The organism is Pollutimonas nitritireducens (genome assembly GCF_002849615.1).
Lineage (GTDB): Bacteria > Pseudomonadota > Gammaproteobacteria > Burkholderiales > Burkholderiaceae_B > Pollutimonas > Pollutimonas nitritireducens.
The window spans coordinates 211,667-224,717 of the sequence record NZ_PDNV01000004.1 but is presented as its reverse complement, the minus strand read 5'-3'; the positions used below and the strand labels follow the sequence as shown (position 1 = coordinate 224,717).

Below are 13,051 nucleotides of genomic sequence, written 5' to 3'. Positions count from 1 at the left end.
TCATTAGTCAGGGACAGTTGATTGTGTGTATTTGTTTGATAGCGTCAGGCTATGCCACTTTATTTCTGTATGGCTTCGATCTGAATCAACAGGCGTACGCGGTCAGGAACGCCCATGTCTATACCCCAGTTCATGCTCCAGTCGCTGCGTTTGATGTCGGTTGTAAAGTCTCCACCGCAGACATATACCTTCAAGACCGGCTGATCGTAGCAGTTGAAATTGCTTGCGGCCAGCGTTACCGGCGCCGTCTTGCCCAACATGGTAAGTTCGCCAGCGACGGATTTGAGCTTGTCGCCGTCATAGCGAAAGTCAGTGCCGACGAAACGGGCCTGCGGAAATTTTGCGACGTTAAAGAAATCGGCACTGCTCAAGTGTTTGTCGAAGTCGGGCGTGCCAGAGCTTACGGAACCGGTATCGATGACGATTTCGGCCTTGCCTTTGCCTGCCTGGCGGTCCAGTTCCACGAAGCCGTCGACCTTGTCGAAGCGGGCGCGCACGGTGGACGTGTTGAAGTGCTTGACCTCGAAATTGACGAAGGTGTGCGTGGGTTCAACCTCATAGCGGACCGCTGCGGCCGATGCCGTGCCAGAATGGAGGGCGGCTAGTGCTGCGGTCATTGCAATAATGGCTTTTGACAGAAAAGTAGGCATGTTGGTCCTCGGCAAGAAAACAAGTGTCAGGGATGCTCGCGCTGCAGGTATTGCAATTTGTCCTTTACGGTTGCCCACCGTTCATGGTTGGGCAGGGGCGACTTGACGCGCAAAATACGTTTCCACCCGGGATTCTGCGACAATTGGCGGTTGATGTCGATGAAATGCTGTTGATGGCCGGGAATCTCGTGATCGCTGACAATTGCGTTCACCGGGCACTCCGGCACGCATATCGAACGTCTATGCATTCATCGGGGTTGATCACCAGGTAGTTTGGGCCTTCCATGAAGCAGTCCATGGGGCAAACGCTGACACAATCAGTGTACTTGCACTGAATACACGCCTCGGTTACCACGAACGTCATCTTATTTCCTGTAGGTAGATACCCTAGGATAACATTCCTGGCAGGCCGGGCTTATCGGGCATAAGTGACCAAGTCGGGATGGTCGACGTTGGCCAGGATTTTTCCGACCCGTTCCTGCCAGGCGGCGGCAAACTGGCGTTTTTCATCGGGGTTGGCCTTGCCCGCGAGGATTTTTTGCAGCATCGGCATCAAGCCCGGTGCGGCGGGCACTACGCTGGCATTGAAATTCACGCCTACCTTGGTTCCAGTATCGCGTCGCTGAAACTGGATTTCGGCGCCAATCGGCGCATTGAACGACATGAGGTTGCGGCGGTCGTATTTGCCCGCCAAACCCTTGAATCCGCTGTCGGTGGTGGCCCCGGTCATAAAGCCCACGACGTTGGCCATGACACCCGTGACTTGATGCAATTGGTCGTCACGGAATTCGACATTTATGTCGCCTCGTTGCGGATACTCGTCTCCGTAAAGATGTTCGAGGGCCTTGATGGTCATGAGGTAGGCGCCGGCCACGGTAGGGCATGAATGCCCGGCCAACTTGACGATATCGGTGTAGGTGTATTCGATGAGTCCTTTCTCGGCCGCTCCCAGAAGCTCGGCGAGCGGGTCGTACATGGTCAGGCTGATGGCGGTCTCGAAGAAAAGAGGATAGCTCATGGATGTTCCCGTGGCGTGAAGAGAGGGTTTGTCAGAATATAACGACTATGGCCGCCCGCTTGCTGATTGCCCGGATTGGCGGTGGGGACAATGCGGGTTTTCATCCAGGCGTGCGTGCGATCCAGTTGGTCTTGGGCGTTGCTCGTGATAAGGTGAATGCTGGCCTTACCCAGCAACGGACAGACAACTAAACTACAGGAGATTCATCATGGCTAGTGTGAATAGTTTCGGGTCTCGCGGCACGCTTGACGTCAACGGCAAGCCTTATGAAATTTTCCGGCTCAATGCCCTTGCAGGACCTGGACTGAATGTGGCTAGCCTGCCGTACAGCCTGAAGATCTTGCTGGAAAACCTGCTGCGCACAGAAAATGGCACCGACATCACAGGCGACGATATCCGGGCGCTGGCCGCCTGGGACGCCAATGCAGAACCCAATCGCGAAATCGCCTTCACGCCTGCACGCGTTGTCTTGCAAGACTTCACAGGTGTGCCGGCCGTAGTCGACCTGGCCGCGATGCGCGAAGCCATGCAAGCGCTGGGTGGCGATGCCGCCCGGATCAATCCATTGGCTCCGGTCGAACTCGTCATTGACCACTCGGTAATTGTTGATACATTCGGATCCAAGTCGTCGTTCGAGCAAAACGTTGATATCGAATACGGACGCAATCTCGAGCGCTACCAGTTTTTGCGGTGGGGACAGAGTGCTTTTCATGACTTCAAGGTTGTGCCGCCGGGCACCGGCATCGTTCATCAGGTCAATCTTGAGCATCTATCGCGTGTGGTCTTCACCCAAGAAAACGACGGCGTGGTCAGCGCTTACCCCGATACCTGCGTGGGAACCGACTCGCATACGCCCATGGTCAATGGCCTGGGCGTCGTTGCATGGGGAGTGGGCGGGATCGAGGCCGAAGCCGCCATGCTGGGCCAGCCCATTTCAATGTTAATTCCACGTGTCGTAGGGTTCAAGCTTACTGGCTCATTGCCGGAAGGGTCCACGGCGACCGACCTTGTCTTGACCATTACAGAACGCTTGCGTCAGCACGGGGTTGTCGGGAAGTTCGTCGAGTTTTATGGCCCTGGCGTAGCGGCGGTGCCGTTGGCCAACCGCGCCACCATCGGCAATATGAGTCCGGAATACGGATCCACCATCGCCATTTTCCCGATCGACGATGTGACATTGCGTTATCTGGAGCTGACTGGACGTAGCCCAGAGCAGGTAGCTCTTGTCCAGGCATACGCCAAAGAACAGGGACTTTGGCACGATCCCCAGGTGGAACCGCGCTATTCCGAAAGGTTGGAACTGGATCTGTCCACCGTAGTTCCGTCCATCGCCGGTCCCAAGCGGCCCCAGGACCGCATATCGCTGTCGGAATCCAAAAAGGCTTTCCGCGGTGCTTTGGCCACCTTCGTGGATGAACCCAAACAGAAGCCGCAGGGATACGATAAGGAAGTGGCAGAGTCCTTTCCAGCTTCGGACACTCCATCGCGCAGCGAGTCCGATTCCCGGTCGCCCCAGCCTACTGACCATGTGGACGAAGCGCCTGTCAGCGGCCTGCGGGCACGCGACCCCATCTCGGTCACTTTCCCCGACGGTTCCCATGGCCAGATAGACCACGGTTCGGTAGTCATTGCGGCAATCACATCTTGCACCAATACATCGAATCCCACCGTCATGCTTGCCGCCGCCTTGCTGGCCAAGAATGCTGTCAATAGAGGCCTTAGCCGTCGTCCATGGGTCAAGACCAGTCTTGCGCCCGGATCCCGCGTGGTCACCGACTACTACGACCGTGCCGGGCTGACGCAATATCTGGACGCCCTCGGGTTCAATCTGGTGGGTTATGGCTGTACCACGTGTATCGGCAACTCGGGTCCGCTGATTCCGGAGGTCAGCGCGGCGGTCAACGAACACGATCTCTCCGTCGTGTCGGTGTTGTCCGGCAATCGCAACTTCGAAGGTCGTATCCATGCCGAAGTAAAAATGAATTACCTGATGTCGCCTCCCTTGGTGGTGGCGTATGCCTTGGCAGGCACCATGGACATCGACCTGTTCAACGACCCGATCGGCACCGATGGGGATGGGGAAAATGTTTACCTGAAAGATATCTGGCCGTCGGCGGCCGACGTAGCGGCGGTCGTCGAATCGTCGATCGTGTCCGATATGTACAAAAGCGGCTACGCCGATGTCTTTGCCGGCGACGAACGATGGCGCCAGTTGCCCACGCCCAAGGGGGACATTTTCGACTGGGACGCCACGTCGACCTACGTGCGCAAGCCGCCTTACTTCCACGACATGCCTCGTAACCCCGAGCCCGTGTCCGATATTGCGGGTGCGCGCGTACTGGCCAAACTGGGCGATTCGGTCACCACCGACCACATCAGCCCTGCGGGCTCCATCGCCCGCAATTCGCCCGCGGCCAAATACCTCACCGACCATGGCGTGGCGCCGGCAGATTTCAACTCCTACGGATCGAGGCGGGGGAATCACGAGGTGATGATCCGCGGCACCTTTGCCAATGTCAGGTTGCGCAATCAATTGGCGGTGGGCACTGAAGGTGGCTATACCCGGGATTTCACGCAGGATGGCGGCCCTGTCGTTACCATTTTCGAGGCATCCAGTGCCTACCTGGCAGCAGCCACGCCACTGGTTATTCTGGCGGGCAAGGAATACGGATCAGGTTCGTCTCGCGACTGGGCGGCCAAAGGTACTGTCCTGCTGGGAGTGCGCGCCGTCATAGCCGAGTCCTATGAACGCATCCATCGCTCGAATTTGCTGGGAATGGGGGTGCTGCCGCTGCAATACGTGCCCGGCGAGCATGCACAATCGCTGGGGCTGACGGGCGAAGAGGTGTTTGATATCGTCGGGATCACCATCCTGAACGAGGGGCGCATACCTTCCACCGTTAAGGTCAGGGCGGGTGACGTCGAATTTGATGCTCTGGTGCGCATTGATACGCCAAGCGAGGCTTCGTATTATCGCCACGGTGGCATCATGCAATACGTGTTGCGCAATTTGCTCGCCAGGTAGGTCTGGACCAAGGCGTGACGCCTACGGACTTGGTCTGGTCAGATAATAGATCAAGTCCAGCTCGGGGCTGTCATGACCATGGCGGGTCAGTACTGCGGTGATTTGGCCGCGGTGGTGTCCTGTCCCGAACTATACCTGCGTCACGCTTTCCGGCGCCACCGGTGCGCCGGTCCGCCGGTTAGAATGGCGCCTTCCATGCAGCAGGGGAAAATATGAATATCGAAGAACGCCTTATCGACATCGAAATCAAGCTGACCGGCCAGGACGATTTGACGCAGGAGCTAAACCGCGTGGTTTACCAGCAGCAAAAGCAGATCGACGAGTTGCGTCTGCTTTGCACTGCACTCATTAAGCGGCTTGGCGAGGGCGGCGGCGATGCGGGCGACCCCCATCCCGATGCCGGCAGCTACACGCAGGAAAAGCCGCCGCATTACTAACCAGCGGGAACACCGGATTAACCGGCTGCTATACGAGTCATTTCGCTTTTATGCACACAAAACAGGCAGCATCCTGGTCTGAGCTACTTTCGGGCCGCAACGGTCTGCGGTCGTTGGCGTTGTCAGGTGGCGTCGCGCTGCATGCCGTCAATGTTTACATCGTCACTACCATACTCCCTTCGGTCGTGCAGGACATCGGCGGATTGGAATACTACGCCTGGAACACCACGCTGTTCGTGGTCGCATCCATTCTCGGATCAGCGTTGTCGCCCAAGGCGATGGATTCCTTCGGCCCGCGAAGAGCGTTTCAGCTGGCCATTCTCGTTTTTGTCATCGGTACGGCGGGCTGCGCGTCGGCGCCTTCCATGCCCTGGATGCTGCTGGGCCGCAGCGCGCAGGGCATGGGCGGTGGTCTCCTGCTGGGACTGAGCTATTCGTCGGTCCGCCTGGTGTTCGAAGAGCGCCTTTGGTCGCGGGCCATGGTGCTGGTGTCGAGCATGTGGGGCGTGGCCACTTTGTCGGGGCCTGCCATAGGCGGCATATTTGCCCAGACGGGGCACTGGCGTTTGGCGTTCTGGATGGTGTTGCCCCTTGCCGCGGTGCTGGGCTGGCTGGTGTCTACCCAGGTTGTCGATCATACGCCCGTCAAAGACAGACCGGTCGAAGCACCGTTGGGCAAGATCTCTTTACTGGCCGTATCGGTGCTGATGGTATCGGTGGCCAGTCTTTCGCCGCAGCCCGTCTGGAATGCCGTTGGAATTGCGGCGGGCTTGCTGATGACCGTCCTGATTGCATGGGCCGACAAGCATGCGCGCGTCAGGCTGTTTCCGGAGGGAACGTATTCCATGCATTCGGCTCTGGGCAGCTTGTATGCATGCATTTGCCTGCTGAGCGTGGGCGTGACCACCGAAATATATATTCCCTATTTCTTGCAGATTATCCATGCCAAGACGCCGCTGGTAGCCGGCTACTGGACTGCCTTGATGTCGGCCGGATGGACGCTGGGTTCGTTCATCAGCTCCAGCAGGTCCACGGCGACGGTAAATCGCCTTATTGTAGGGGGGCCCGTTCTGTCGGCCATGTCGCTGCTGATGCTAGCCTATGTCATGCCGTCGACCAGTTTGTCATTTGGAGGGTACGATTCCGAGTGGTTGATTCCACCGTTATTGGGCGTCGGTCTGGGGGTGGGTCTTTGCTGGCCCAATTTATTGACGCGAGTGTTCAAGTCGGCGCCTCCCGGGCAGGAGAACATTGCATCGTCGGCCATCACTACCTTGCAACTGTACGCCATGGCAATGGGTGCCAGTTTGGCCGGCATGGTCACCAACGCAGCGGGATTTATCGAGCCTGGAGGCATTGAAGGCGCACGGCACGCCGCCCTCGCGTTGTTTGCAGTGTTTGCATGTGCTCCCGGGCTGGCTGCTTTCTTTAGCCGCGGCGCGCGTCGGGCGGCAGGCGTATAGCGCGTGCCGCTCGGCCGCGCCTTGTCGCCGTCAGGCTTTCAACAGACGAAAGAGCTCTGGATCGGGGCCATCCCGGCCATCGGGCCGGTCGAGGCGTGCAATGGCGGCCATGTCGTCGTCATTGAGGGTAAAGTCGAAGATCCGCCAGTTCTCTTCCAGGCGGCTGGGGGTGACTGACTTTGGAATGACCATGTTCCCAAGTTGTATATGCCACCGCAGCATCACCTGAGCCACGGACCGTTGACGCTTGCGTGCAATGTCGTTGAGGGTGGGGTCATCCCACAGACGGCCGCGGCCCAGAGGGCTCCACGCTTCGGTGACGATGTCGTGTTCTGCATGGAATTCGCGCAGCTCGGCCTGTTGAAATTGCGGGTGCAGTTCGATTTGGTTGACGACGGGCAATACGCCTGTCTGGTCCAGCAATTGCTCGAGGTGGTTGACGTTGAAGTTGCAGACCCCTATGGACTTGGCACGCCCTTCATCACGAAGCTGGATCATGCATTCCCAGGCGTCGACAAAGAGTCCGACCTTGGGAACCGGCCAATGAATCAGATAAAGATCGACATAGTCGAGCCCCAATTTTTCCAGGCTCTCTTCGAAGGCGACTTTGGTGCTATCGTGGCCGTGGCGATCATTCCATAACTTGGTTGCAATAAAAAGTTCTTCACGTTTGACGGACGATTCGGCAATACCGCGGCCCACACCTGCTTCATTGCCATATATCGCCGCTGTATCGATGGAGCGGTAGCCGATGTCGATTGCTGTTTTCACGATCGAGCTGGCAATATCGTTTTCGACTTGCCACACGCCCATTCCCAACTGAGGGGCGCTGCGCCCGTCATGAAACGATACGGTCTTCTGGCTGCTAAGCATGTTGATTCTCCATGGTTGCACAGGAAGCATGGCGCTGCGATCGTGACGAGGCCACGATGCCATGCGGTACGGATGGGTCGAACTGGCCGGCCGGCGGTTTAGTCTATAGTTGATCCTGATTGATTATACGGTGCTTGTCAGGCGGCAAAACCTTCAACCCGCTCCGATTGCGATGTTCAATTTAAAGGGAGTAAAGAAATGAGTGTGCATAGCGAGGCACGGCGCATCAGCGTGCCGCAGCTCATGGCGTATAAAGGCCAGAAAAAGATTGCGGCGCTTACAGCCTATGGTGCGCCCTTTGCGCGCTTGCTTGACGACGTGCTCGACATGATCCTGATCGGTGATTCGACGGCAATGGTTGCCTATGGGCTGCCCAATACGCTGTCGATCACGGCCGACCAGTTGGCGGCGCATGCGGCAGCAGTCGTGCGGTCGACCAGTCATGCCTGCATTATTGTGGACATGCCCTTCGGCAGCTACCAGGAATCGCCGCAGCAGGCATTTTCGAATGCGGCGCGAGTACTGGCGATCAGCGGCGCCGACGGCATCAAGCTGGAAGGCGGCGTGGCTCTTGCCGACACCACGCGGTTTCTCGTCGACCGCGGAATTCCGGTTCTGGCGCATGTGGGTCTGATGCCCCAGTATGTGAACACCATGGGTGGATTCAAGGCGCAGGGCATGAACGATGAGTCGGCCGAACGCATATTGGAGGATGCGTTGGCGCACGAGAAGGCAGGGGCGTTCGGCGTGGTCCTTGAGGGCGTCGCCGAGGCTTTGGGACGGCGGATCACCGAAAGCCTTGGAATTCCTTCCATCGGCATCGGCGCTTCGCCTGCCTGTGACGGTCAGATACTTGTCACGGAAGATATCCTGGGCTTGAGCGGGTCGCGCATACCCAAGTTTGCCCGGCAATATTCCGATGTGGGCGCGGTGATCCGATCTGCGGTGGAACACTACGCGGCCGACGTACGCAACGGCACCTTTCCCGCGCTTGAAAATTGCTTCGGAGTCAAAAGGCCGGAAACGCCACAGTGACTATGCGGATTGTGTAAGATAAATATAATAATAATTTCAAAAAGTATAATATGCGTCTGATGCAATCCGCATTCACCCTTATCCGGCTTTTGATTGATTTATGGAAATCCGCCAACTCGAGGCATTTGCCGCAGTTTATTCCGCGGGCAGCGTAACTTCGGCCGCACGGGTGCTCGACCGTTCGCAACCTGTCGTCAGTCGGCAGCTGCAAGACCTGGAGCACGAATTGGGCTTCGTGCTCTTCACGCGAACCCGCCCCCAAGTCACACTGACGGCTCAAGGGCGTGAATTCTACGAAGAAGTGCACAATGTGCTGGCAGGCTTGCAGCAACTCGACACCCGGACGCGTGAAATCGCCCGAGGCCAGCCTCGGCCGCTGCGTCTGGCTGCCAACATGTCGTTGTGCACGTCGCTCGTGGCGGAAGTTGTGGGCAGACTGGAGCGCATCAACCCTATCTTCGAAGACAAGATGCAGATCGAAGTGGCGCACCCCGCCGAAGTTGCACGCCTTGTGGAAGACGGTTTGGCGGATATCGGCATCACGAGTCTTCCTATCGATCTGGGCCGCTGCCATCTGCATTGGTCAGGCCAGGCACCTTGCCTGGTGGCGCTGCCTGCCGGTCATCCCCTGGCGGGCAACGACGTCATCAAGCTGGCCGACCTGGGTTCACATACCGTGATCTCCCTGTCAAATGCGTCCGGCTTGCGACACCGCCTGTCCACGGCCCTGCTGCAAAACGCGGGAGCTAACCCGAGACGACATATCGAAACGTCTTCATATATGAATGCCCTGGCGCTGGTTCGCGCAGGCGTTGGAATAGCGCTTATGGACCCGTTCACATCGACCGCTTTTGCTCCGGTAGGCGTGGTGTACCGGCCCTTCAATGCGCACATTCCCTACATGATGGGCGTCATCACGCATCGCGACCGGGTTTTGCCCGAGGAAGGGCAGCGTCTTATTCAAACCATGTGGGACTACGCCAACGAAAGCATTCCCGACTTTGCACGCGGCGACCTCAGCGGCTTGCCGACAATTCCGCAACCGGTCCCGCTGTCTTCAGATCGGGTTAGTGATACGCTTTAGGCCGTAACAGCACTATTGCCCTTTCATGACCAGTATCATTCTTTCAAACCCTCAGGGTTTGCTCGCCCTTGAACAACGCCTGGCCCAGGATCTCGCCTGGCTCGACCTGCCTGCCAAGGGATGGGTGCCCGCAGGCATGGTTAACGGTCAGCCTCTGCTCGAAGTGGCGATCGTCGGCGCTGGTATGGCCGGCCTGGCTGCGGCCGCCGCATTGGGCAACCTGGGTATGGTTGCACGCGTGTTCGACAGCGCGCCCGAAGGTTTCGAGGGACCCTGGGCGACCACTGCCCGTATGGAGACGCTGAGGTCCCCAAAACAACTGACCGGCCCGGCGCTTGGCTTGGCGGCTTTGACGTTTCGTGCCTGGTACGAGGCGCAATTCGGGACCGACGCATGGAATGACCTCGACAAAATTCCCCGCCTTCTATGGATGGACTACCTGCGTTGGTACCGGCGTGCAATGAAGATCGATGTTCGCAACGAGCACGTGGTGACCAACATAGTTCCCTTTGCGGACTACGTCGAACTGCAGATGCGGACGCCGTCAAGAACATTATCGGTGTATGCGCGGCGCGTGGTGCTTGCCACAGGGCGCGCCGGCCTGGGCGGCGCAAGCGTTCCGGAGTTCATCCAGTCCGCCTCGCGTGAACGCTGGGCGCATTCGTCCGACCCGCTGGATTATTCCATGCTGAGCGGCCGGCGTGTCGGCGTTGTCGGCGCAGGCGCTTCTGCCATGGACAGCGCGGGCACCGCGCTGGAGAACGGTGCGGCACGCGTGGATGTGCTGATACGCCGTAGCGATATTCCGCGCATCAACAAGGCCAAGGGAGCCGGAAATCCTGGTTTCATCCAAGGGTATGTCGACCTTCCTGACGAATGGAAATGGCGCATACGGCATTACATCAATGCCCAACAGGTGCCACCTCCGCGCGCAAGCGTATTGCGCGTGACACGGCACGCTCATGCCCATTTTCATCTCGGTTCGCCTGTTCTGCGGGTCATTGATCAAGGGCAGACGCTACGGGTCGAAACGCCCCGCACAAACTTTGAACTGGATTTCCTTATCCTGTCCACCGGATTCGTGATTGACTGGCATAGTCGGCCGGAATACGCAACCATTGCTCCGCATCTGCGAGTATGGGGCGACCGCTACACGCCCACAGAAGGTGTGGACGACCGCGAACTGCTCGACTCGCCAGATCTGGGTCCCAGTTTTGAATTCCAGGAGAAACACAAGGGCGAGCTGCCGGGTTTGTCGCGTATCCATTGTTTCTGCTACCCGGCAACACTGACACACGGCACGGTATCGGGCGATATCCCGGCCATCAGCGATGGCGCTACGCGTCTGTCCCAAGGCATAGCCAGTTTGCTATATGGGGAAAATATTCAGGAACATTACGCGCAACTGCTCGCTTTCGACGATCCGGAAGTCTTTGGCGACGAATGGCGTGTTGCCGGATAAGGAAGGAAAATCATGAACGATACCAACAACGCGTCGCCCGGCGGCGACCTGATAGACCGTGTGGTGGGTTTGACACCAGACGACACCCTCCATGCAATGCGCCATGTGCGCGAAAAAGTTGCGGTCGCCACACAGGGCAGTTATGAGCTGTTTTTTGATCCCGCGGCCAGCGGTTTGACTATCCATGAAAGGCTGCTGGTGGCGTATCAAGCTTGTGTCCTTTCCGCAGCTCCTGGCCTCGAGCGCCATTATCTGGACATGCTTCGGCAGTATGACGTCGATGCGGCCATTCTGGATGCCGTGGCCCGGAATCGGTTGGAGAACTTGCAGCCGGGCCGTCTGCCCGCGCTACTGGCGTTTACCGCCAAGCTCATTCTCAAACCGATCGAAGGTGACCGGGCAGCAGTGCAGGCACTACAAAGCGCCGGCATTGCCACGCCCGATATCATTACGCTTGCTCAATTGATTGCCTTCCTGTCTTACCAGGTCCGCTTGGTCGCAGGCCTGCAGGCCATGAAGGCGCTGGGGTCGCAATCATGAATGACGTGATCAGAATCAAGGGATACACCAACGAGACGCTGGACTGGAAGGCCTGGCTGGACGTGGTCGACGTAAACACAGCAACACCTCAGCAAATTGAGGTGCTGGAAATGAGCCACCCCAAGGCCAAGGAGTCTGATTACTACCTGCTGCTTGCGCATCAGCCAGCCATACTGAAACAACGTTCCGAGGCCTATAACGCCATCATGTACGCGCCCGGCGGACTGGCTCGCGCCGAGCGGGAACTGGGCGCACTGACGGTGTCGCGGGTCAACGGTTGCGTGTATTGTGCATCGGTGCATGCACAGCGCTTTGAACAGTTGGCCAAGCAGAACGAAACCGTCAGGCAGGTATTCGAGGACCCCTGCACGGCGGGAACCGGCGAACGCCAGAAGGCAATAGTGCGTTTTTCCATACGACTCACCCTCGAGCCCGGGCAGATTGGACCTGATGATATCCAGTCGTTAAAAGATGTAGGCATGACCGATGCCGAGATCCTGGACCTTCTGCATGCCAGCTCGATTTTTGCCTGGGCCAATCGCCTTATGTTGAATCTGGGCGAGCCTCTGCCGGCCGCGCCTATGCCGGCCACGCAGTAAGGCGCCGGTTCAGCTATCCAGCTGGCTTAGCATCTGCACTCCGGCATGCGGGCCGAAACGTTCGCACGCCCGGTCCAGGCACTGGACGGCAAATTTCAAAAACAACGAGGGTTGTTGCTGATATTCGGCCTCAGCCTGTGCCAGACGCAAATCCTTGCGCAGCATGCCCAGTGTGAAGGTGACGTCGCCACTGCCCTGCATCATGCGCTCCGCGTAAGCATTGAACAGCATGCCCGAGGCCGTGCCTTTGCTCAGCGCGTCAGTCAGTAGGCCGAGATCGAAGTTACTGGAACGGGCCAAGGCGATGCCTTCCGCCAGGCCCAGGAAGGTGCCGGCGATGATTGTTTGGTTGACAAGCTTCATACGGTAGCCGGACCCTGCCGGGCCGCAATGGATGGCGCGTTGGCCCAGGCTCTCCAGCAGCGGTCTGCATTTTTCAAGGATGGCGGCGTCGCCGCCTATGAAGAGTGTCAAGGTGCCTTGCGCGGCGCCGGCAACGCCCCCCGTAACAGGTGCGTCCATGAATCTGGCATCCCGCGCGGCGACCAGCTTGGTCAGCGTCGAGGCAGTTTTCGGCGCCACGGTGGTCATGTCAATGTATACCGAATCGGGCTGCATGCCAGGCAGCAATCCCTCATAGACAGTTTCGACATCGCGCGTATCGCCGAGTATCGTAAACACAGTCTGGCAACGCTGTGCAAGTTCGCGCAAATCGGTTGCCACTTTGGCGCCCTCTTTGCGCAACGTGAGCGTCTGCTCCGGGTTGCGGGCCCACACGTACAGGGGATGGCCTGCCTGCAACAGGCGCCTGGCCATGGGCGTACCCATTTTGCCCAATCCCACCCATCCTATCGTTTCAGACATG

At 58.2% G+C, this 13,051-nt stretch carries 12 protein-coding genes and 1 pseudogene; 8 read left to right on the top strand and 5 right to left on the bottom strand.

All coding sequences use genetic code 11. The features are described from left to right. Positions 1 to 59: 59 nt before the first annotated feature. The 3 genes and pseudogenes from CR155_RS07360 to CR155_RS07350 all read right to left on the bottom strand — a co-directional run bounded on the left by CR155_RS07360 (position 60) and on the right by CR155_RS07350 (position 1,668). Complete coding sequence (locus CR155_RS07360) at positions 60 to 650, bottom strand: YceI family protein (protein WP_233213997.1); 591 nt, start codon at positions 648 to 650, stop codon at positions 60 to 62. Positions 651 to 676: 26 nt separating this feature from the next. Further along, positions 677 to 1,014 (bottom strand): annotated as a pseudogene (fdxA, locus tag CR155_RS07355) (ferredoxin FdxA). Between the two features lie 51 nt (positions 1,015 to 1,065). Continuing rightward, positions 1,066 to 1,668, bottom strand: a complete 603-nt coding sequence (locus tag CR155_RS07350) for an FmdE family protein (protein WP_102069347.1) — start codon at positions 1,666 to 1,668, stop codon at positions 1,066 to 1,068. A 208-nt stretch (positions 1,669 to 1,876) separates the two neighbouring features. Between CR155_RS07350 and CR155_RS07340 the strand changes: the two genes are divergently transcribed. The 3 genes from CR155_RS07340 to CR155_RS07330 all read left to right on the top strand — a co-directional run bounded on the left by CR155_RS07340 (position 1,877) and on the right by CR155_RS07330 (position 6,593). Next, a complete protein-coding gene (locus tag CR155_RS07340) occupies positions 1,877 to 4,693 on the top strand; it encodes an aconitate hydratase (RefSeq protein ID WP_102069345.1) in 2,817 nt (938 codons plus the stop codon). 212 nt (positions 4,694 to 4,905) lie between these two features. After that, the gene (locus CR155_RS07335) at positions 4,906 to 5,130 is read left to right on the top strand and encodes a SlyX family protein (RefSeq protein ID WP_102069344.1); all 225 of its coding nucleotides are present in this window, start codon (positions 4,906 to 4,908) and stop codon (positions 5,128 to 5,130) included. A 50-nt stretch (positions 5,131 to 5,180) separates the two neighbouring features. Then, positions 5,181 to 6,593, top strand: coding sequence for an MFS transporter (locus CR155_RS07330; protein ID WP_102069343.1), 1,413 nt, complete (start codon positions 5,181 to 5,183; stop codon positions 6,591 to 6,593). 30 nt (positions 6,594 to 6,623) lie between these two features. On the opposite strand, the gene CR155_RS07325 is transcribed toward CR155_RS07330, so the two are convergent. Beyond that, positions 6,624 to 7,466 (bottom strand): aldo/keto reductase, encoded by an 843-nt coding sequence (locus CR155_RS07325; RefSeq protein ID WP_102069342.1) that lies wholly within the window; start codon positions 7,464 to 7,466, stop codon positions 6,624 to 6,626. Positions 7,467 to 7,664: 198 nt separating this feature from the next. Between CR155_RS07325 and panB the strand changes: the two genes are divergently transcribed. The 5 genes from panB (at position 7,665) to CR155_RS07300 (ending at position 12,186) form a co-directional block, all read left to right on the top strand. Next, entirely contained in the window at positions 7,665 to 8,501 is an 837-nt protein-coding gene (panB, locus tag CR155_RS07320; protein WP_102069341.1) for a 3-methyl-2-oxobutanoate hydroxymethyltransferase, read from the top strand. A 100-nt stretch (positions 8,502 to 8,601) separates the two neighbouring features. Continuing rightward, on the top strand, positions 8,602 to 9,585 hold the full coding sequence (locus CR155_RS07315) for a LysR family transcriptional regulator (protein WP_102069340.1): 984 nt from the start codon (positions 8,602 to 8,604) through the stop codon (positions 9,583 to 9,585). Between the two features lie 25 nt (positions 9,586 to 9,610). Further along, positions 9,611 to 11,047, top strand: coding sequence for a flavin-containing monooxygenase (locus tag CR155_RS07310; protein ID WP_102069339.1), 1,437 nt, complete (start codon positions 9,611 to 9,613; stop codon positions 11,045 to 11,047). A gap of 12 nt (positions 11,048 to 11,059) precedes the next feature. Further along, the gene (locus CR155_RS07305) at positions 11,060 to 11,587 is read left to right on the top strand and encodes a CMD domain-containing protein (RefSeq protein ID WP_102069338.1); all 528 of its coding nucleotides are present in this window, start codon (positions 11,060 to 11,062) and stop codon (positions 11,585 to 11,587) included. After that, positions 11,584 to 12,186 (top strand): peroxidase-related enzyme, encoded by a 603-nt coding sequence (locus CR155_RS07300; RefSeq protein ID WP_102069337.1) that lies wholly within the window; start codon positions 11,584 to 11,586, stop codon positions 12,184 to 12,186. Before CR155_RS07305 ends, CR155_RS07300 begins: the two co-directional genes overlap by 4 nt. A gap of 9 nt (positions 12,187 to 12,195) precedes the next feature. Here CR155_RS07300 and CR155_RS07295 read toward each other — a convergent pair whose 3' ends face one another. Then, entirely contained in the window at positions 12,196 to 13,050 is an 855-nt protein-coding gene (locus CR155_RS07295; protein ID WP_102069336.1) for an NAD(P)-dependent oxidoreductase, read from the bottom strand. Position 13,051: the final 1 nt, after the last annotated feature.